Origin of the sequence: Murinocardiopsis flavida (assembly GCF_003014485.1) — a bacterium.
In the GTDB taxonomy this organism is placed as follows: Bacteria; Actinomycetota; Actinomycetes; order Streptosporangiales; family Streptosporangiaceae; genus Murinocardiopsis; species Murinocardiopsis flavida.
This window is the reverse complement of sequence record NZ_PYGA01000014.1, coordinates 188,775-209,946: the sequence shown is the minus strand read 5'-3', so window position 1 is coordinate 209,946 and position 21,172 is coordinate 188,775. Positions and strand designations below refer to the sequence as shown.

At 71.4% G+C, this 21,172-nt stretch carries 14 protein-coding genes; 9 read left to right on the top strand and 5 right to left on the bottom strand.

The features are described 5' to 3' along the window. The first annotated feature begins 287 nt into the window (after positions 1–287). The gene (locus tag CLV63_RS19960) at positions 288–1,451 is read left to right on the top strand and encodes a hypothetical protein (protein ID WP_146165616.1); all 1,164 of its coding nucleotides are present in this window, start codon (positions 288–290) and stop codon (positions 1,449–1,451) included. Here the strand turns inward: CLV63_RS19960 and CLV63_RS19955 are convergent. The 5 genes from CLV63_RS19955 to CLV63_RS19935 form a co-directional block, all read right to left on the bottom strand. Next, the gene (locus CLV63_RS19955) at positions 1,372–2,361 is read right to left on the bottom strand and encodes a hypothetical protein (RefSeq protein WP_146165615.1); all 990 of its coding nucleotides are present in this window, start codon (positions 2,359–2,361) and stop codon (positions 1,372–1,374) included. The genes CLV63_RS19960 and CLV63_RS19955 overlap by 80 nt on opposite strands. 245 nt (positions 2,362–2,606) lie before the next feature. Continuing rightward, a complete protein-coding gene (locus CLV63_RS19950; protein ID WP_211301385.1) occupies positions 2,607–3,866 on the bottom strand; it encodes a TIGR02679 family protein in 1,260 nt (419 codons plus the stop codon). Continuing rightward, a complete protein-coding gene (locus CLV63_RS19945) occupies positions 3,857–8,092 on the bottom strand; it encodes a TIGR02680 family protein (protein ID WP_245928924.1) in 4,236 nt (1,411 codons plus the stop codon). Before CLV63_RS19945 ends, CLV63_RS19950 begins: the two co-directional genes overlap by 10 nt. Further along, positions 8,089–9,324, bottom strand: coding sequence for a TIGR02678 family protein (locus CLV63_RS19940; RefSeq protein WP_106584691.1), 1,236 nt, complete (start codon positions 9,322–9,324; stop codon positions 8,089–8,091). The genes CLV63_RS19945 and CLV63_RS19940 overlap by 4 nt, the downstream gene beginning before the upstream one ends. After that, positions 9,321–10,973, bottom strand: coding sequence for a TIGR02677 family protein (locus CLV63_RS19935; protein ID WP_106584663.1), 1,653 nt, complete (start codon positions 10,971–10,973; stop codon positions 9,321–9,323). Before CLV63_RS19935 ends, CLV63_RS19940 begins: the two co-directional genes overlap by 4 nt. Before the next feature lie 209 nt (positions 10,974–11,182). On the opposite strand from CLV63_RS19935, the gene CLV63_RS19930 reads away from it, so the two are divergent. The 8 genes from CLV63_RS19930 (at position 11,183) to CLV63_RS19900 (ending at position 20,677) form a co-directional block, all read left to right on the top strand. Next, positions 11,183–12,310: a hypothetical protein gene (locus tag CLV63_RS19930; protein WP_106584662.1), complete on the top strand. Its 1,128-nt coding sequence runs from the start codon at positions 11,183–11,185 to the stop codon at positions 12,308–12,310. After that, the gene (locus CLV63_RS19925) at positions 12,307–14,610 is read left to right on the top strand and encodes an ATP-binding protein (RefSeq protein WP_106584661.1); all 2,304 of its coding nucleotides are present in this window, start codon (positions 12,307–12,309) and stop codon (positions 14,608–14,610) included. Before CLV63_RS19930 ends, CLV63_RS19925 begins: the two co-directional genes overlap by 4 nt. A 49-nt stretch (positions 14,611–14,659) precedes the next feature. After that, entirely contained in the window at positions 14,660–15,364 is a 705-nt protein-coding gene (locus CLV63_RS19920; protein WP_106584660.1) for a Crp/Fnr family transcriptional regulator, read from the top strand. A 176-nt stretch (positions 15,365–15,540) separates the two neighbouring features. Next, on the top strand, positions 15,541–16,311 hold the full coding sequence (locus CLV63_RS19915) for a hypothetical protein (RefSeq protein ID WP_245928923.1): 771 nt from the start codon (positions 15,541–15,543) through the stop codon (positions 16,309–16,311). Then, the gene (locus CLV63_RS33670; protein ID WP_106584658.1) at positions 16,308–18,464 is read left to right on the top strand and encodes a hypothetical protein; all 2,157 of its coding nucleotides are present in this window, start codon (positions 16,308–16,310) and stop codon (positions 18,462–18,464) included. The genes CLV63_RS19915 and CLV63_RS33670 overlap by 4 nt, the downstream gene beginning before the upstream one ends. Continuing rightward, complete coding sequence (locus CLV63_RS19905; RefSeq protein WP_106584657.1) at positions 18,461–19,240, top strand: hypothetical protein; 780 nt, start codon at positions 18,461–18,463, stop codon at positions 19,238–19,240. The genes CLV63_RS33670 and CLV63_RS19905 overlap by 4 nt, the downstream gene beginning before the upstream one ends. A gap of 383 nt (positions 19,241–19,623) precedes the next feature. Further along, positions 19,624–20,286, top strand: a complete 663-nt coding sequence (locus tag CLV63_RS33240) for a hypothetical protein (protein WP_146165614.1) — start codon at positions 19,624–19,626, stop codon at positions 20,284–20,286. A 100-nt stretch (positions 20,287–20,386) separates the two neighbouring features. Next, positions 20,387–20,677, top strand: a complete 291-nt coding sequence (locus CLV63_RS19900) for a helix-turn-helix domain-containing protein (RefSeq protein WP_106584656.1) — start codon at positions 20,387–20,389, stop codon at positions 20,675–20,677. The last annotated feature ends 495 nt before the right edge of the window (positions 20,678–21,172 follow it).

Below are 21,172 nucleotides of genomic sequence, written 5' to 3'. Positions count from 1 at the left end.
CCGCTGCGACGTGCTGTTCGCGATGCTGCGCGACGGCTCCTTCTACCAACCAGCCACCACCCAAGCGGCTTGACAAAACCATAGAAGCACCCCCCTGACCACGCCCCGCACCCAGGGCCACCGGGGCGCGGGGGCAGGTCGGCGCTCTTGCGACGGGTGGGGATTCGTCGGGGTGGCCGGATACGGACAAGGGCCCGTTGGGGGGTTGGGGCGGGGTATGACCTTGGTGTAGTGCTCGCGCGGGACCGATCAGGTTCGCGCCGTCACGTCCTCCCCGAGGTGACCGCTTGTCCGAGCCCCTGACCCATCACCCCTCAGCTGTCCGCACCGCACCGGCGCCTGCCGGGGGCGCGGCCGTCCGGCGCCTCGACGGTCGCATGCTCATGCACGTCAAGAAGGACGAGGACGCCCCGCTGCTCGGCATCTCCGCACGGAGCTCGGGCGTCGTCTTCTCCGGGGCCAAGGCCGCGAGGCGGCGCGAGGACTTCCGCAGGGCGAGCGGGTTCGCGGGCCCCTGCCTGATCGACCCCGCCGCCTACGAGGAGGAAACCGCCACCGCCGAGGCGCCGTTCGCACTCAGCGACCTGGGCATGTTCGACGACGGGAGCGGGCTCGCGGGCGAGGTCGACTGGCTGCGCCGACAAGGGGCGTCGCCGGTCCTGACCCCGACCCGGTACTTCACCGCGACCGGCCGGGAACCCCTCCAGGAGGCGGCCCGGCTGGTCGACGCGCTGGGAGCCGACGACGTCGTGTTCGTCGTCCCCGTCGACGCCGCGTGGCTCGACGGCGGCCGCGCGGATCTGCTCGCCGAGCTGCTGCGGCGGGTGCGCACCCCCAAGGCCCTGGTGCTCGGCCACTCCCACGACCCGCTGGCCAAAGCGGGCCGGGCCGCCGCCCTGCGCAGGATCGTCACGTCGGTCCCCGACATCGCGGTCCTCCGCACCGACCTCGCCGGGTTCGACTCCGCGGTCTACGGCGCCCGCTACACCTCGATCGGCGACCGGGCGTCGGTCCGCCACACCCGACCGCCGAGCAAGGGGGGTGGCGGCGGGGCGCCCGCAAGCCCGAACCTGCTGGTGCCCGCCCTGATGTCGTACCGCTCCGGCGCCTTCATGGCGCGCACTCTCAGCCGGGTGGACCTGCCCTGCCCCTGCGGCCCCTGCTCCGCCGACACGGTCTTCGGCAACGGAGGGGTCCGGACGCGGCGGCTGACCGACTTCATCGCCACCGAGGACACCGCTGCCGCCCATGCGCACAACTGGGCGACACTGGCACGCTGGTGGTCCGAGCTCAGCGCGGCCGACTCGCCCCGCGAGCGCGCGATCCGGTGGGCCCGGATGTGCCACGCCGCAGTCGCGGAGAACGAGCGGTTCAACGAGCTGGCGGGGACCCCTGGGCGGCCATTCCATCCGTCGCTCGCGCTGAAGCACTGGGCCGGGAAACTCGACTGACGCCGACCGCGCCCAGCCGCCGCAGCGCAGCGTAGGCCGCCTCGGCGAACTCCCACTGCACCGGGCTCCGGTGCAGTGGAGAGTGCGCCGCCGGAGCCACATCCAGGACGACCGGGGCGGCACCGCGCCCAGCCGAGTCGGGACAGGTCGAGTGAGGGCGAGCCGAGTCGGGCCCATCCGGGGCACGCCCGGGCGAGCCAGGGCGAGCCGGGAGGGAGCCGGTCGGTACGGACCCCTCCAGGCCGCGTCCTGGCACCTCGGCCACCTTCGGGGCACACCCGGCCGAGTCCGCCCCCTCCGAGTCGAGTCCAGTGCTTGCAAGTCCGCCGGCGGCACACCCACCAGTGGTGAACCAACCGGGGGCACACGCGTCGGTGCCAGACGCGTCGGTGGCGGGCCCGGCCCACACGAGTCCGATGCCGTAGTACGCGGCCTCCATGCGCGCCGCCGCGGCGTCCTCGTCCCGGACCGGCGGCCGGTCGGCCAGGGCGACCCGGCGGCAGTAGGGGACGAACCGCCCGGCCCGCCGCACTGCCGAGCGCCACGTCGAGCCCCGGGCGACGACCAGGTCGGCGTGCAGCGGGAAGCGCGCATGGCGGACGACCGCGCCCCGGTCCGTCGAGGCGGCCCAGCGGGGCACCTTGCGCAGCAGCAGCCGTTCGCGGTCGGTCAACCCGCTCAACGCCACCGGCATCCCGACGGGCAGCCCCAGCAGGCAGTCGAGGTCGCCCAGCCGTACCAGCGCCTCGGCGCCGACCGAGCGCCGGTAGTCGTCCTGCTCGGCGTCGAGCCGGTAGAACAGGTCCACGTCGCACCCGAGCAGCCGCACCCGCGCATGCCGCACGGAGTCCACCTGCGTGCCGAGCAGCCCCCACCCCAGCGCGCCCGCGTCCCCGGTCACCGACTCCATCGGCACAGTCTGCCCCATGACCCCCACGAGCCGGGCAGAATCCGCCCGACCCGCCCGCCCCGGTTCCGCCTTCACCCCATGGCCGCGGCCCCGTCCCCCACGTCCTCGGCCACCCGCCCCGGGACGCCCCGGCCAGTCCGCGCCCGCCCGAGGCGCGGCCGCCGATTCCCTGCGGGCCGACCGCCCCCTCTTCGGCGACGACCGCACCGCCCGCCGCGCCGCCGTCAGCGTCCACCCGAGAGCGTTCACCGAGCGAGGTCGTCGAGCAGCAGGTCGAGGACTGTCTCCTCCTCCACCCGCACACCCGCCCGCTCCATCGCTGGACGCAGTCCGGCATCCCAGTCGGCGTCCGCCGGTGTGCCGGACAGCGCCGTTCCGCCATAAGCGGCGGCCGCGGTGTAGTCGGCCGCCGTGTACCGCCACGGGTCCCAGTCGACGTGTCGGCCGACCGCGGTGGCGATGCGCAGGCCGCCCCAGTCGAAGTCCCCGTGATAGTGAAGCCGCGCACCGGACGCCGCGCACAACCGCAGCAGCGCGAGCGCCCCGGCCCCCGGCTGCCCCTGCACGCACACGAGCGGTGAGCACGCGGGGCCCAGTCGCTCGGCGGCGGCGGAGAGCACGGTGGGGTTCTCGCAGACCCGCACCACCGTTCCGGCGGGCAGCGGGGCCGGTGGCGCGCCGACCAGTTGGCGCAGGGTCAGGACCGCGGGTTCACCCGCCTCTCGCAGCTCCCGCAGCACACGGCCCGTGACAGTGTGGTCGTCCCCGGGCAGGCCCAGTGCCGGCACGGTGCTCGACAGCTCGTCCCTGACCAGCCCCGCGGCGGCCCAGACGTCGCGCCGCCACTGCGCTCCGCTGCCCTCTGCGGCACCGGTCAGTGCGCGGACCGCGCCGAACACCAGCGACGCCAGGGGCCGCCCGTCGTCCAGTGCGTGGGCGTCACCGGCGACTCGGGCGCTGAACGCCGACAGCGCGAGGCCGTCGGCGGGCAGCTCGGCGAGGATCTTCGCCGCGGCCCGCAGCAGCGGAGCCGCTGCGGCGTCCTGCGGCACGGCGCGCCGCAGCGCCCCGGTCGCACCGGCCCGCTCGTACCACCGGGCCAGAGCCGGCCTGGCGGCGCAGACCCGTGCGAGTGGGGCGCAGGCCGCCTCCCATTCGCGGGCCGCAGCGGCATCGGCCGCGGCCCGCGACCGCACCGGCCCCCGCAGCGCCTCGACCGCGGCGGCCAGGCCGTCGGGGCTGACCTCGCTGTGCCGCAGTGCCGCGTCGACGGCGTCGAGCGAGACGTTGAGCGAACGGCCCGGCCGGGGCGCGCGGCCGAGCAGCCGCCCGATCGCGGCGCGCTCCTCGGGGCTCGCCGGGGTGCGGCTCACCGTCCCCGTCAGCGCGCGGTCGTTCGCCAGCCGCCGCCGCGCCCGGTCCACCAGCCACGCGGTCTCGGGCGTGCCCAGCAACCGCCGAAGCCGTTCGAGGTCGACCGGGTGTCCACCGCCGCTCAGCCCCACAGCACCTCCTGGTCCGCGCCCGCGCCGGAGCGCGCGGGGACCGCCGGCCCGGCGTCCGGCCCGACGTCCGGCTCGGTGCCCCTGGTCCTCTCGCGGCCGTCCCACTCCCAGCGGGTCACCAGCACGGCGGCGACGTCCTCGACCCGGGACAACTGCGCGATGGCCAAGCCGGGGACCTGCGGGTAGCAGCCCCACTCGCGCTCGCTGGTCATGACCACGTCGAGGTCGAACGCGTGCAGCAGGCCGAGGCACTTGGCGCGGGAGTCGTCGTCCACCCCGGCGAACGCCTCGTCGAGCGTGATGAGCCGGGGCGCGTTCCGGTTGGCGGCCGTCGCGTAGTGCGAGGACGCGGCGGCGAAGAGCGGGATGGAGACGGAGAGGACCCGCTCGCCGCCCGAGGCCGGGCCGGTCGCGCTGCGCCACTGCCCGTTCTGGTGGCGCTCCACCCCGAACACGTGCCAGGCCCGGTAGTCCAGCGCCCGGGTGAGCCGGTCGAGCCAGGAACCCGCCGGGTCCGCGGCCTTCGCGCGGGCGACCAGGTCCTGAAGGAACGCCCCGACCGCGGCGCGGTCCTCCGGCGACCAGGCATCGATGCTCTGCCGCAGCAGGCGCTCCCGCGCCGCGCCCAGCCCGTCGGGCGCGTCCTTGGACTGCCGCCACACCAGGCGCAGGCGCATACCGGTGCTGGTCGGCCGCTCCCCCAGTTCGGCGTTCATCCGGCCGACCTGGGCCTCGGCCGCCTCGATCAGCTCCTGCAACGTCCCGGCGACCTCGGTGAGGAGGTGGTTCTCCAGGATCTCGCGCTCGTGCGCCGAGAGCATGCGCCGCCGCTCGGCCACCTCCTCGCCCAAGGCCGCCGTCAGCGCGGGGACCTCCTGCTCACGGCCCTGAAAGGAGACCCGGACGACGACGCCGTCGTCCTGGGTCCAGTGCGTGGCGCTGTGGCCGTGGCGGGACAGGGCCTCCTGGAGGTTCTTCAGCTCCTCCGCGATCCTGCGCTGCACCCGCTCCCAGGCGCCGGTGGAATCGTCGACGTCGGCAAGCTCCCGCTCCACCGAACGCGCTAACAGCACAGCCGGGATCGGCGCCCATGGCCCCTCACCGGAGGGCGTCTCGACTCCGGGCAGCGCGACCGCGAGCAGGCCGGTGTCGGTGAAGCGCCGCAGCGCCTCAACGGTGTCGGCCCTGGACCGGACCTTCTCCTCGATGTCGGCTTCGAGCTGCTCGATCCGGCCCGACGCCTTCCCTTGGCGTACCAGGGCGTCGCTCCGGTCGCTTTCGGCCCGCTGCCGGGTGCCGTCGCAGGCGCGCAGTTCGCCGCCGACGCGCTCCAGCATCCGATTCAGTTCCGCGACAGCGGCGCCCACGGTGGCCTCAAGCGTGGTGTGGCGCTGGGTCGCCGTTGCCGCGGCAAGGCGCGCGTCCTCGGCGCGCTCGGCCAGGTCCGCCGCGTTGGCGCGGGCCTGCTCGGCGTCTTCGCGCTCGGAGCGCAGCGCCCCGGCCGCCGCGCTGTCCTCCCCGGCCGCCGGCCAGAGCGCCGCGAGCGCGACCCGGTACGCGCCGATGCCGTCGCGGACCTCGCGGAGCTCGTCCGCCCGGGACGGCAGCCCCAGCTCGGCGGCTGTGCGGTCGCGCTCCTCGGCGGCCGCGGTCGCGGCGGTCGCCGCCGTCGAGGCCGTGTCGGCCCGCTCGTCGCGGCGCACCCTGGTCCGCGCGAGCCCTTCGCCCGACTCGGCGAGCGCGGCATGGGCGGCGCGCAGCCGCGAGTCGTCCGGGAAGGCCGCAAGCTCCGCGCCGAGCACGGAGCGCCGGGAGCCCACGGCAGCGCGGCGCCCGTCCAGGGCCTCGACGGCGGCTCCCACCTCTTCGAGCTCGGCCGCGGCCGCCGCGATCCGGCCGCGGCGCGCCTCCTCCCGCGCCCCTTCGCCCACGTACTGGGCGGCGTCCTTGCGCCAGCTCCCGCGCAGCGCGCCGACCCGGTACCCGCCCGCGTCGTCCACCCAGGTCGGCGCCGAGGACGCCCCCAGGCCGATCGAGGCGAGCAACCGGGTCAGGGTCTCCGGGGCGATCTCGGCGGCCTGGGAATCGGCGCGGTCCACCGCCGGGCGCAGGGCCCGGCCGAGCGCGGGGCCGGCCACGGGGTCCGCAGCGGTGACGAGGACGTCGTGGGTGTCCGGGTCCGACGCGGCGCCGTCCGGGGAGATCCACGCGTCCAGCAGGCCGGACGCCTCCAACGCCGCCTCCAGTGGTGCCCTGCGGTGCGCAGGGAAGCCGTCGGCGAAGTCCACGACCCGCCACAGGGGCGCACCGGGCCGACCGGCGCGCGCGTCGGCGGCGCGGGTGTGCGGCGGGCGCGGGCCGCGCTGCCCCCCGGCCCTGAGTTCGGCCAGCTCCTCGGTGAGGGCGGTCCGGCGTTCTGCGAGGGCGTCGCCCTCCACGTCGAGCCGCGCCTCCTCGGCGGCGAGTGCGGACTCGACGCCGCGGGCCGTCCGCTCGGCCACCGAGCGGGCCGGGTTCGGACCGGCGAGTGTGCCGGTCCACGACTGGAGCCCGTCGAGCAGCCCTTCGGGGTCGTCGGGCCGCAGTTCCCCGCACCCGGCCAGATGGTCGCGGACCGCGGTCACGTGGTCGGCCGCGGCGCCCTCGGCGTCGTCCTGTGCCGCGGTGAGCCGCTCCGACAGCGCCCCGAGCTCGGCCTCGATGTCGGACAGCCGCTGCTCCGCGGCAACGCGGTCGGCCTCGGCCCGTTCCGCGGCGGCGCCGAGCACTTCGACGTGCTCGACCGCCCTGAGTCTGCGGTCGACCAGGTCGTCGGCTGCCCGCTGTGCACCAGCGGCCCCGGACCGCAGCGGGCCCTCGACCCGCTCGGCATGCCCCGCACCGACCGAGGCGCGGACGGCGGCGTCGCCGGCCTGCACGAGCGCGGACTCGAACCGGTCTGCCGCCGTGTCGCGCCGCGCGACCGCGTCGGCCAGGCGGCGTTCGGCGCGCACGGATTGGCCGCGCGCCCGGTCGGAGTCGGCGGCGGCGCGGCGCGAGCGCCGTTCGCCCTGCTCGGCGTCGACCCGTGCGCGGTCCAGTTCGGCGGCGCTGTCCATCTCCGGTGTGCGCCGCAGGGCCGCGTCCTCTGCCTGGAGGCGGGCCCGGCGCTCTGCTGCCTCCGCCAGCGCCGCATCGGCCGCCTCGACGGCGGACCGCGCGCCGTCCTGCTCCCCCTGCGCCTCGTTGAGGTCGGCGTTCAGCTTCTCGTAGCGGGAGTGCTCGGCGCGCAGCGGCGCGGCCTTGCGACGCGCCGCGACCCGGGCGTAGCGGCGGTAGTGCTGCAAGAACGACGACGCGGCCTGCTCCGCCTCGACCATGGAGTCGAGCTCGGCCTCCTCGTCGTCCAGGCTGCGGAACGCCTCGGCGACATCGGCGACGACGGCCTGCTCCATCGGCGGCAGCGCCTCGGTCAGGGCCTTGGACAGCGCCGCCTCGCTGGGGCGCTTGGACAACTGCGGCTGGCGGAGCTGGACGAGCAGGTCGACCAGCGCGGCGTAGCGCTGCTCACCGAGTCCGAACAGCGCCTCGTCCACCGCCCGCCGGTACGCCCCGGCCTGGTCGTAGACCATGCCCCCGCCGTCGAGCGCGTCGGCGAGCCGGTCGCGCGACAACGCGGTGCGGGTGGCGTCGAGCAGCCGGAGCCCGACACCGACGCGCTGCGGGGTGGTGAAGAACCAGTGCCGGGCGATGCCGCGCCCGGCCACCGCCTTGAGCCCGCAGCCGAGGGTGCGGTACTCGGCGGCGCCGTTCTCGGTGATGCGGCCGAACTCGATCCAGGTGTAGCCGAGCCGCTCGCTGTGCGGGTGCTCGCCGCCGAGCAGCAGGTTCCACTCCATCCGCTTCTTGGGATCGGCGTCCGGCTCGACCCGGTAGGCCGACAGCTCGCCGTCGAGCAGGAACGGCAGGGTGAGCGCGAGGACCTTGGACTTGCCGGTGCCGTTGTTGCCGCGCAGCAGCAGGCGGCCGTCGCGGAACCAGAACTCCTCGACGTCGTAGTAGAACAGGTCGATCAGGCCGACGCGGAGCGGCTGCCACCGGGTCCGGCCCGGCTCGGGCAGCGGCGCCGCCGCGCGGCCCGGCTCAGTGCCCGGCTCGGGCAGCGGCGCCGCCGCGCGGCCCGGCTCAGTGCCCGGCTCGGGCAGCGGCGCCGCCGCGCGGTCCGGCGCGGCGCTCGGCTCGGTCACGGGGTACTCCTCTCATCCGTCGGCGGCCGGGTCTCCCGCACGACCGGCGCCGCGACCGCGTAGCGGGCCAGCGCGGGCAGGGCGCACACGGCGCCGTCAGCGCCGACCCGGACGAGCAGCAGCGCGCGCAGCTTCGCCACCGCGCGGGCGACGAGGTCCGACTCGGCACCGGGCGCGCGGGCCGTCTTGGCCCAGAACGACGCGTGCTCTTCGCCCAACTCCCGCACGCGCCGCTCCAGCTCCGCGACCGGCACCGGTCCGGCGGCCGCGGCGAGGTGCTCGGCGAGCAGCAGGGTCACGTGGCCATGCGTCCCCTGTTCGGGCATCCGCACGTCGGTGAGGTCGTCCTCGGGGTCGACCATGGCGATGCCCTCGGCGCGGACCTCGGCGACCAGCCCGGTCAGCTCAGTGATCCGGCCGGTGACGGCGGCGCGCTGGCCGGTGAGATAGGCGCGCTCGGCATCGGTCAGCGTGGCGAAGTAGAGCACGGGGTCATCGAGGAGGCGCCGGGTGATCCGGTGCCGCATCGCCTGATTGCGCAGGTCGTCGCTGTCGAGGACCGCGGACGCGGGGTCGGCGGCGAGCGCGGCGACCCGCTCGGCGGCGCCGTCCTCGGTGATCGTCGACGGACCGCGCCGTCCGCTCAGCATCTCGGAGAGGACCCGGCGCCGCACGTCGTAGAGGACGTCCCCGGACGCCTTCAGGTAGGCGTCCTCATCGCCCGCCACCCGGTCGAGCACCCCGAGGCGCAGCAGCATGCGGACCACCGCGACCAGGTCGGCGCGCTCGTCGCGGTCCTGGAGGGTGAACGCGATGCCCGTGGCGGCGAGCCGGGGGTCGGCGGCCTCCAGGACGGTCTGCTCGGCCAGCCGGCCGAGGGCGATCTGCGCCTCCGAGCGCTCCAGCACCGCCAGTGCCAGGCAGAACAGGACGTAGCGGCGGCGGGTGAACGCCAGGTGCCCGCCGCGGGTCTCGCGCGCGGGATGCGTGGGGTCGCCGGTGTCGCCGGGGATCTTGCGCAAGCGGACCGTCTCGGCGTCGACGTGCAGCGGCCAGCCGGTGTTGCGGTCGAACCAGGTGCGCAGCTCCGCGGCGTACTGCCGGACCAGCCGGAAGTCGTCGGCGGTGCGGCCGTGCGCGCGCAGCAGCGGCTCGCGCAGCAGCGCCCGCGCCGCCTTGCGCCGCTCGGACTCCTGGCGGGCGCGGTTGCTCTCGTCCAGGGAGCCGCTCACCACTGCGGCTCCGGTGTCGTCAGGTCGACGATGCGCACAGTGTGGTCGGGGCCGCGGAACTCCCCGTCGGGGGTGGTGATCCGGGCGATGCCGCCGCCCTCGATCATCGTCATCCGGATCTCCATCGTCCCGTCGTTGCTGGTGGTGACGGTCTCGGTGCGGCCGTGCCGCCACGTGGCCAGCGCGTCGCCGAGCAGCTGCAAGAACAGGCCGAACGCGGCCGGGTCCAGTTCGCCCAGGTCGGACAGGCGCACCGTGCCGTCCGTGGCGAGCCGGGCGCGGGCCGCCGCCGTCTCCTCCGCCTGCTTGCGCGCGACCTCTGCGAGGTAGCGCCGCTCCTCACTGCGGTCGGTGACCCGGCGCGCCTTGCCGCGCCGCTCGTAGGAGCCGGTACGGCGCAGTTGCGGACTGATCCGCAGCGGCTCCGCCCCGACCCACGGGGTGGCGGGCGGCACAGAGGCCGCCTCGCGTGCGGCGAGGGTGTCGGCGTCGATGGTGAGATGCCGCGACGGGGACAGCCCGAACGCGGTGCGCCACAGCCGGTGCCGGGCGTCGTCGTCGGGTGCCTCGGCGAACCAGCGGGCCAGCGCGCGGAAGTCGGCGGAGCGGTCGGAGCGCCCCGAACGGCGCTCGTTCAGGGTGGCGACGACCGCGAGGAGCTGCGGGATGGCGCTGCGGGCGCTGGAACGCAGCAGCTTGGACTGGGCGGGGTGCCCAGGGGTCGACACGAACCAGCCGCGCAGGCCCGCCCAGCGGGCCCGCCAGTCGGCGAGCGCGTCGTCGAACGCCGCCGTGGCGGGCGCTCCGGTGTCGTCCGGCGCGGCATCGGCGGCCTCGCGGGCGGCGGCGATGCGCAGCAGCCGCTCAACGGGGGCGCCGGAACCGGGAGCGCCGGCGCCGGGAGCCCTGTCGGCGCGGTCCCCCGGGTCGAGCCCGACCAGCAGGCCCGCGATCTCGCCGCCCGTGGTGATGAGGTCGGTGATGAACCGCTCCAAGTAGTCGATCAGCCGGTCCTTGTACGCGAGGAACGCCTCGACCTCGGCGTCGTGCAGGTCGATCGTGCGCTGGAGCGAGCCCATGAACGCGCGTGCGTTGTCGGCGAGCCCGGTGAACCGCTCCACCAGCCCGCGCAGGGCGAGGTCCACAGCGGCGGGGTCGGGCTCGTCCTCCTCGGAGCGGGCCAGCAGCACCCGGAGCTGGGTGGCGATGTCCGCCAGCGCGACGGTCTGGAGCGCGCCCCTGCGGCCGAGCGCGGCGTCGTAGACGGCCAACGCCTCCTCGGCGGCCTCACCCGCGCGGGTGAGCTGGTATATGTAGCGGCGCCGGTAGAAGTCCTCGACCGCGGTCACCCGGCCGGTGTCGGGGTCGGGCCGGAGGTTGCCCCAAGCGGCGAGCCGGTCGAGCGCCTGCACAACGGGGTCGAGGCCGACCCCCGCGTACTCCTCGGGAAGCGCCTCCTGCACGTTCTCGGGGCGCAGGTGCACGGTGAACCGCGCCTTGGCGCGGGCGAACACCCCCATGACCGCCCGGTACAGGCCGGCGTTGGGCGCGGTGAGATGAGCGAACGGCTGGTGACCGGGGGACTCCGGATCGGAGCCGCCGGGCCCCGGCCCACCGGGCCCTTCGGCAGATGCGGCGCTATCGGACATCGCCCCAAGTATCACCGATCGAGACCGGTCCCACCCGCACTTCCAATGGAACGGGACCCCCGCGGCCGTGCGACGGCAGCCGTTGCCGGATCCGGCCACGGGCCCGGGGGACTACGGGGGCCCGTTGCCGAGCAAGATCAGTAGCATGACCGGAACGTAAGTGTGCCGCCACCCTTCGCCAAGAGGCCCCCGACTCGGCAGGAGCGCACGTGTTCGACCCCCAGAGCATCCCGGCGGTGCAGCGGCTCATCCGCGACGCCACCTCCAGCGACGCCCGGCTGCTCGACGGCGTCCTCGCCGACGTCGCCGGCATCAGCGGCGAAGTGCGCGTCATCCAGCCGCGGCAGGCCAGCGCCGTGTCCCTGGTCGCCTCCGACGGCGGCAACAACCAACTCCGCTTCAACCCGTTCACCATGCAGGTCGTCCGGGTCGTCGACAGCCACGGCGTCGAACTGTTCCTCGACGTGGTCTCGCCGACCACCGACACGGTCGAGCTCGGCCGCCGCCACCTCGACGACCCCGGCAGCCTCCTCGGGATCATGATGCGCGACCTCGGCGTCGCCTCGCTCGCGGAGCTGAGCCCGATGATCCCCGCCGAGCCCCGCTACGCCGCATGGCCCCTGGCGTACCGGGACCTCTGCGAGTGGGCCGTCCTGTACTGGCTGGTGTGCCACCGCGACTACGCGAGCAGCACCCTGCTGGTCCGCGACGGGCTGCTGCGCTCACGGATCTTCGCCCGGGACCTCTTTCACACCATGTACCGGCGGATGCGCGACGCCATCGAGACCGCACGGCGTAAGTGGCGGCGCGACGTCTTCCTCGTCGGAATCGCGAAGCGCTCCGAAGTGGTCGAGCGCTACCGGTTGGCGATGTCGCTCGCCGACCTGTTCCCCACCGGGCACCCCTACTTCGCCGCCGTCCCGATGGACCTGCAACGGCGCGTCTACCAGCGGGCCGACTACGTGCGGTCGCCCGAGGACGACGGTGAGGCGGCAGCACCCCACTACAACATGGGCGCCATGCACCTCGTGCGGTTCGGCCAAGAGTCCGGCGACCCCGTCTGGACCGTCGACCTCCTCCACGACCAGCGCGAACGCGCCCAGGAAGTGTTCGGCACCCTGCTCGGCGACGCCCAGTCCGGCTTCCCCGTCCCCTACTACCCGCTGTCCCTGCAAGAGGCCGACCAGCACGCCCAGGTCGCGGACTTCGACCTGGAGATCTTGCAGGACTCCCTCGTGGAGGCGGTACGCGAGCAGGTCCCCTCCGACCGGCGGCACGCGTTCGACGCCTTCGACAAGCTCCACGTGTCCGACGTCGCCGCGCGGAGGTACCGGTGAGCCTCTTCCGCGGCGCGACCGTCGTCGGCAGCTTCCTCGGCTTCTCCGAAGGGGGCATGGAGTTCCACGCGGACCTCGTCCTGCCCTACCGGAACGACTTCCAGTCCTCCCCCATGCACGGCCAGTTCGTCATGGTCGGGCTGGAACGCGACACCGAGGCCGTGCTCGGACGCGTCACCGCCCTGTCGGCGCACGGGCGGCTGGTCTCACCCACCGGGGAGGACTACGCCATCCGGCAGCAGCGCGAGGACCGCCCCATCCCGGAGAACCTGCGCGACCAGTACCTCAAATACCGCGTGGACATCCGGATCCTCGGCGTCCTGCGGCTCCAGGACCCCGACGGGGCGCCCGTGTTCGTGCCGTCCCACCGGCGACTGCCGCACGTCGGCGCGAAGGTGGCGTTCCTCTCCGACGAACTGCTGCGCCACGTCGCCGGCGCGACCGCAGCGCCGGAGTCGACCGCCGAACTCGGGTTCCTCGCGCTGGGCGAGTTCGTGTACGGCGCGGGCGACCCGCGCGCCAACGGCGACCACCGGCTGGAGGTCCGCGGCCCCGCCGTCGTCCCGCGCTTCGACATCGGGCAGCTCGTCAGCCGCCGGTCCTTCGTGTTCGCCCGCGCCGGGTTCGGCAAGTCCAACCTGGTGAAGCTGCTCTTCGCGAACCTGTACGGGCGGGCGAACCCGCCGACGGTCACCAAGCGCGGCGGGCGCGAGGTCCCCGTCGGCACGGTGGTCTTCGACCCCGACGGCGAGTACTTCTGGCCCGACGACAAGGGGCGCCCGGGGCTGTGCGACGTCCCCGAACTCGCCGACCAGGTCATGGTCTGCACCGACCAGGAACCGCCCAGCGACTTCTACGGCTCCTTCGTCGCCGTCGACACCGTGAAACTCGACATCCGCGAAGTGCAGCCGGGCCGGGTGGTCTCCCTCGTGATCCCGGCCGAACGCCAGGACCAGCAGAACGTCGTCAAACTCCGCCAGCTCAAACGCGGCGAACGGTGGACCCGGCTGGTCGACGCCGTCCACCGCGACGGCAACAGCACCGACCTGAAGACCATCGCCGAAGCGCTGCAACTCGACGGCGGCCAGGACTTCGAGGCCATCGCCGCCCGCGCCAACATGACCCGCGTCGTCACCACCCTGCACAACCCGGCGAGCACCCTCCTCCAGTCCCTGAAAACCGCACTGGGCGACGGCAAGCTGTGCGTCGTGGACATCTCCAAACTCCGCGGACCCGAAGGGCTCGCGCTGGCGGGGGTGCTCCTGGAAGAGGTGTTCGAGCACAACCAGCAGCAGTTCACCCGCAAGGACTCCCGCACCATCCCCACCATCGCGGTGGTGGAGGAGGCCCAGTCGATGCTCGCCGGTGCGGGCTCGGCCAACGAGGGCCCGTTCGTGTCATGGGTAAAGGAAGGCCGCAAGTACGACCTCGGCGCGATGCTCATCACCCAGCAGCCCGGCTCCATCAGCGGCGACATCCTCAGCCAGGGCGACAACTGGTTCGTGTTCCACCTCCTCGCCGAGAAGGACCTGCGGGCGCTCCGGCAGGCCAACTCGCACTTCTCGTCCGACCTCCTGTCCTCCCTCCTTAACGAGCCCATCCCGGGCCACGGCGTGTTCTGGTCCAGCGCCGGCGAACGCCCCTACCCCATCCCCCTGCGCGCGTTGTCCTTCGAGGCCGCCCACACCACCGCCGACCCCGACTACACCCGCGAGAGGGCCGACACCTACGCGTCCCGGTTGCGCGCCCGCAACACGGCGGACCTGCGCGCCTCCCTGCGCAAGGCGGGCGCCGAGCCCGGCACCGCCACGACGGCGCTCGGCCGGGGCGACGAAGACCCGGAAGCGCCGTCGGTCGACCCGGTGGAGGCGCACTGCAACGCAGCGATCGCCGGCCTCCGCCAGAACGCGGACTTCTGGAGCCAGGTCGGCTCCGCCGACGGACTCCGCTGGACCGACCACATCGACCTGCTGGTGCAGGAACTGCCGAAGTCCCTGAGCCCCGACCTCGGCACCTGGGTGAAGGAACACGGCCTGCACCGGCGCGCCCTCCTCGACCTGCTCGGAGAGGAGAACACGCACTGGCGCACCAGCCGCCACGGCCCCGCCGAAGACCGCCCAAAAGGCCAACTCCGCATCTACCGCACCGGCACCCCGCGCCCAGCCCAGCACGCAGCAGGGGCAACACCCGAGGAACACCGTCCAACCCAGCTACCGCCCCGGGACGGCACCGCCCGTCCCGCAGTCTCCGCCGACCCCGCCTACGACCCGCACGATCCATTCCGCGATCCCCCGTTCTAACCCCGGTACCGGTCGACCGCACTGCGGTTCGCAGCGGAAGCGAGCATCAATGGCACGCCAGGGCTTCGGGAGCCTCCTGACCGACACGCAATGGCAGGAGTTGGCCAGCGGAGGGAGCCCGCGTTCCTACCGCCCTGACGACTTGATCATGATCCAGGGCGACCCAGGGACGACCGTGCACCTCATCGTGCACGGAATCGCCAAAGTCCTCCTGATCCAGCCGGAGGGCACCGAGGTCCCGCTGGCGTTCCGCGCCGCCGGCGAACTACTGGGAGAACCGTCCATCTGGTCGCGGCAGCGACGCGCCGCGACGGTCGTCGCGGCGTCGGCGTGTACCACCCGCGTCTTCCGCAGCGACCGCTTCCGTCGGCGCATCCAGGCCGCCGGACTGGAATCCGCCGTATGGCAGACCATCCTGCGTCGGCAGCGGGAGAGTGACGAGCTCCGTGCCGAATGGTCCGTCCTCTCTGCCCGGCGGCGCCTCGCCGCGGCACTACTTCGCCTTTCCGACACCCTTGGCGAGCCAATCGGCGCGGCCGTCGGCAGTACCCCCGGCGCGGGTGAGATCGGGGTGCTGCTCAGGATCGCGCTCTCCCAGCAAGAGTTGGCCGACTACATCGGAGTCTCAAGGACCTCGGTCGCCTTGGAGTACGCGCGGTTGAAAGAGCTCGGGGTCATCCGGACCGGTCGGAGCTTCGTTGCCATTCACGATCGTCCGACGCTCGCCGCGCTCGCCCGCGGCGAACGGGAGTGATGGCGGGCACATCGTCCTGCTGTGTTCAGTTCTGAACACAGCAGGACGGCCATGCACCGGAACCTGGTGTCCCCGGGCCGCCCCGGCCCGGCCAAGTCTCCGGAGGCGTCATGAACCATTGCGGAACCGCCGACAGCACACGCATGCCCCTGCCGCCATACCGGGCTGTGCTCGCGGTGGACGCAGAGAACTTCAGTGGCAATTCCGACCGCGGATACCAGACTCTCGGCCAGGAGATTCCGAGAGTGCTCGAACAGTCGTTCCGCCGGAGCGGGCTCGACGCCGTGTGGAAGGATCCCCGATTCCCCCGGCACAGTGGAGACGGCTTCGTCATCGGAATGGAGCCGCAGTACCTGCCGAGCCTGATCCACCCCTTCCTCGAAACGCTTCAAGAGGAACTGCGCCGGCTGCAACCGCGCCTGGCTTCCCAAGATCGGGCGCTGCGGCTCCGCCTGCGCGCCAGCATCGATGTGGGACCGCTCCCCGACACGGGCGGGCGGAGTCACATAGACGCCATGGGCGAGGCGATGGTCCAGGTACACCGCCTGCTGGACGCAAGTGAGGTCCGCGCCGAACTCAAGGCGTCCGATCCCGACACCACTCTGCTCGCGGCGATCGTGTCGCGCCGTGTCTACGAGGACGCCGTACTCAGCGGCTTCTGCGGTGTGCATCCGAGTAGGTTCCGCCCGGTCCATGTGAGCATTCCCGCGAAGAACTTCGCGGCGGAGGGCTATCTCCACATCCCCACGCCATCGATCGTCGGCGCGGCCGCCGAACCGGCAGCGCCCGACCGGGAGCCGGACCCGCCGGCCTCCCGTTCGGAGGCGGCCCCGCCCAACGCTGCTGGGACGCCGAACCAGTTCACCAACCACGGCGGCGCCGAGAACATCGTCCAGGCCGGAACCGTCGACGGCGGCATCCGCTTCAGGAAGGACCACGGGCGATGAGCGAGGAATGGGCCACCACGGAGAGCCCGCGACCGTGGAGCTCTACCGGCAGCGAACCGGCTCCGGAAGCCGAGGGGCCCGCTCCGCACGCCGAGAGCGGTGACGAGAGGGCGACCACGTTCGACTCCGATGGCCCCGAGACGAACGCCCCGAGCGCCCCGGAGACCATCAACACCAACTACGGCGACGCCGAGAACGTCATCCAAGCCGGGGCGGTCTTCGGCGGAATCCACACCCGAACGCAGCACATCAACTACCTCTCCGCCGAGTGGTACGAGGCCGGCCGCCTCGACTCGCGCTATGTCGAATACGTACGGACCACCTTCGTCCCCGGCGACCGCGAACGCTACGAGCGCTTTACGAACGACCTTGCCGAGAGTGGCTTCGGCGTCATCACCGGTGCCGTCGGAACCGGGCGCCGAAGCGCGGCGATCACCGCGCTCGCCGGACTCGGCCTGCCGGTCCGCCCGGTCCAGGTCGAGGAGGACGAAGGATGGAGTCCGCACGCGCTGGTCTGCGATAAGGGGCACGGCTACCTGATCGACCTCTCCGACATCCAAAGGCTCGGAGCGGCGCTCGAACAGTCCCTGCACAGCTTCGCTGTCCGAGCGCGAGAGCGCGGCTCGGCTGTGGTGGTTTGCTTGCGCACCGGACAGCGCACGGACGGCGCGATCATCGGTGCTTCCGCTCTCCCTGTTACTGCGCCGAGCGGAATGGCGGTGCTCCGCAGCCACCTTTCGGTCATCCATCCCACCGTGGACGCAGACATCCTGGAGGCGCATCCCGGCATGGTCGACGCGCTCACCACCGCATCGCCCGCATCGGCGGCGCGGATGGCGGAGCTGGCGTACGAGGCACACCGGACCGGCCCTCCGGAGAACACCGATGCGTGGATCTCCATGACCCTCGCCGCCTACCAGAACTGGCACACCCAACTGGCGGCCTGGTTCGCCGAGCACCGGTCCGACGGCTCGATCTACGAGCGCGTGCTGCTCGCAGCGGTGGCAATGCTCGAAGGGGCGCCGGCCGACGAGGTCCTGATCGCCGCCTCCCGGCTCGCCGAACGGCTTGGCGTGGAACCCGCCGACCCGACCGGGATATCCGGCCTGGGCCTCGCGTCCAGCCTCGATGCCGTCAAAGCCAAGGTCGCCTCCGACCGCACTGTCATGTTCACCGACCTCGCTTACGCGCCCGCCGTACTCGACTACCTATGGCAGGAGCACCCCCTGGTGCGCGAGCCGCTCTTGGACTGGAGCATCCGGGTACCCAAGAGTCTCGCTCTGGCGTGGCCGCATCTCGTCTCCCGGCACTGGCTGGAACTCGCCGAACGGCACGACGACTTCACCTGGGTGACCCGCCTCTTCCTCGCGTGGGCGCGGTCGCCCTTGACCGCGCGGGTCGCCATCGCCATGGCGGGGCATGTCGCCGCGTTGCCCCGCGAGGGGCGGGACATGCGCAGCGCGTTGTACAGCATCGCCAAGGCCCCTCGGGATCGGGAGATCGCGCTCGCGGCGGTCCGGGTCTGCGGCGCCTACGGCGCCGTTGCGCCGGCGACGGCGCTGACCCGGCTCAAGTGGCTGGCCGACCAGGACGACGACCTGGTCCGGGACGAAGTCCGCCGGACTCTCGCCGCGTTAGCGGACTCGATGGAGATCCACCCGCAGATGCTTGGCGAACTGGTCGAATGGGCCGACGACCCGAAGCAGCGCGGACGCAGCGCCGTAGCCGTGGAGGCGATCTCCTACCTCCTCACCGTCCGCGGTCCGGACGGTACCCCGGCAATACTCGCCGACGTGCTGTCGACCGAGCACCGAACAGGGCTCCCACTCGCAGCGCATGCCTGGCGACGGCTGCTCGTCCCGGAGCACACCCGGTTGGCAGAGGCCGCTGCCGCGGCCTGGCTCGACCCACTGGCGGCAGGGCGCGCCGACTTCGGCACCGTGGCCGGAGTCCTGACTGCGGCGGTCCAGGGCAGCCTGCCGCGCGTCGTCCTGGCGAGCAAACTCGTCGACTACTGGCGGTCCGGCGCGACCGTGGACGGTGCTGTGAACACCGAGGTCATCCTGAGGCTGTACGAGCACATCCACGCCGCCGACCCGCTCGCCGCAGACGAGACGAACGGTGGACACGCAGGTGCGGAGCCGCGCCGATGAACTCCTGGACGCGGCGTCTGCGCCACTCGCTCCTCCTCCCCTCGACGGTCACGGCGGCCGGCTCCGTGGAGGAGATCTTCACCTGCCGCCTGCCGAGCAGGTTCGACCAGCTGCATTTCACCGCTCGGGTCACCATGGCGCTGCGGACGGGACTGGACGACCGTCCCCGTCGCACGACTCTGGCCGCGCAGGAGATCCGCGGTCTGGCGGAGAAGACCACTGCGAGCTGCTCCCCCGCCGACCCGGACGGAACCACCCTCGACGTCAACAGTGCGCTGCTCGGCCTTCCGGCCTACTCGGAAAACGGGGTCGCCTGGGCCCGATGCGAACTCGACGTCACCGAGGAGGACGTCAGCCGGGCTCGCGAACGTGAACTGGCCGAACACCAGTCCGCCCTGCTCCGGGCGGAGTACGCGGCCATCAGGGACCGGAGCAGTCTGCTTCGCTCCCACGTCTTCACCGACGGCGGCCAGGCCCGACTCTGGTGGCTCACCCGCTACCCCGACCAGGTCGAACGGATCACCTCGGTCGGCAGCGCATTGGACGAAGTCGTGACAGCGGTCTCCGCGAACACCGGATTCGCCGACAACGGCACGACCGTGATCGGCGAAACGGTGCGGCTCTGTGCCGAACTGCTGCGCGGACTCGACCCCGATGTCCGCGCCCAACTGGGGCAGAGGGCGGTCCACGAGATCGACCGCGTGTTCCGCGCCTGCGAACGCCCTGACCTCAGCGAACACCTCAACAACCTCTTCCCCGACCCCGACTCCCCCTAGCAGCCCTGTAATCACAGCCCAGCCGCCCGACACCAGCGGCCCTGCGATCCCGCCGCAGCCGCACCGGAGGCATCGCACGCGGATGTCAGTGGCCCATAGACAAGCGCGTCGGTGAGTTCAACCCCGCCCGTGCGCCCGGAACGTCGGCCGCAGTGCCATGGCGCCCGGGAGCGCCTTTGACTCCGGCCGCCCACTCGTCGGGACCGACCCCAAGGCGCAGCCGCAGGAATGCCCCTCCGCGCTACTGAGCAGGACCAGCGAACCCTCTACGTGCCACTCAAACGTATAGACAACACTCCAGCCAGTTAAGAGTGAAAGGATATATACAATCAATGAGAAGTCATCGAATATTTAAAATAATGGATCAAATAATATCATCCGAAATGAAAATCGACATTGATGTTGATGCACACCCAGCCCTTGAATCCAGCAGCTTGTCGATTATCGATGCACGGAACTATATATTGAACCCAGAAGGTGAACCTGCGGTTCGCGACGCCTTATGGTCACAAGTAATTATGCAAACGAAAGAAGACACCGGCGACCAGTGGAAGCTGATAGCAATATGGATGATAATGCCCGCACTGCGCAAAATATCTAGAATTACAAGCCGCACCAGAAGAATCGATCCAGATGAATCTGATGCAGAGATAATACTAACTTTCCTCGATGCACTTCACCACGTGGACCCCAACCGAACTGACATCGGATCCCATCTCTACTGGACAACGCGTCGCAACTATTTGAAATCGATGCAGCGATTTCATCAAGAATCTCCAGTGGAGGACATCGAACTGGTTGCCGGCCTATTGAAAATCGAATCCGAACCATTTTCCTCTCCTGTGGAAATGAGTTCAGGAAATGATCTGAATGACCACTCCGTCGAACCAAAGAGCCGCAGTCAGATCGAAGGAGAGCGACTGGGCTCCCTGGCGCAGAGGACAGGAACACCATACGACCCACCAACACGCTCGAATAACAATGAAGCTAGTCCCCACATGGGTGACTCGACTCGCGTGAAAAAACGAGAAAATCACGAAAAGTAGCGGAAAATATATTCCAATCATCAGTCGAAAATTGAACGGAACATTAAAAATGAAACATCATCAGCGGCGCAATAACACTGATGTGAATCAAATTCCAACCATGAACGGCAGCAAGAGCCGCCACCGCAAGAGGGCATCATTGACATTTCCCGAACTATTCGCGCTTCCGGTAGCGGTAGATCTCACCACCGCCGCCCATGCCGTTGGAATAAGCATCAATACTGCCTACAAGCTCGTGCGTCAAGGATTGTTTCCATGCAAAGTACTGAGGATCGGGTATCAGTACAGAGTCCCAACGTCGGGACTCATGGAATGCCTGGGTATTGAGAACATTCCGGTATCGATCAACGATGTAGACAGGGGTGCGGAATTCTCTTCCTGTCTTGCCTGAATCTGCAAGCAAAAACAAGACCTGCCTAAATTATCTTATCCGCAACCTTTAGCATTCGACGAATTATTCGAATCATAATGCTTTGCCAATATTTCCCGGCCCGAAAGTCGGTTTTCGTGTAATTCGAGGCCACACCGCGCATCCTGGTTGAGCCTTAGCCCTCCCCCGTCACCCGACGCCCGCCCCCTCTGCGACGAGATATGGCTCCGCCAGATCGCGACTCGGATCGCAGGAATCCCGGACACTTCGCCGAAGGCCGCCGCGATCCGCTCATCGCGGCGGTCACGGATCAGTGGTCGAACAAGCGGTGTCGGCGACAGCCTGGTATGAGCAGCCGAACCGCAAGGGCTGGAGGAGCCAGTCGAACACAATGCGGGGGCGCTGGCAGTCCAAGGGATGGTCCAGGTGGTAGCGCAGGCGGTAGGGCAGCAACGCCCGTAAATGGTCACAGCCATGATGGAAAGACCTGCACGTGGGCGCAGTCTCATTGTTGTC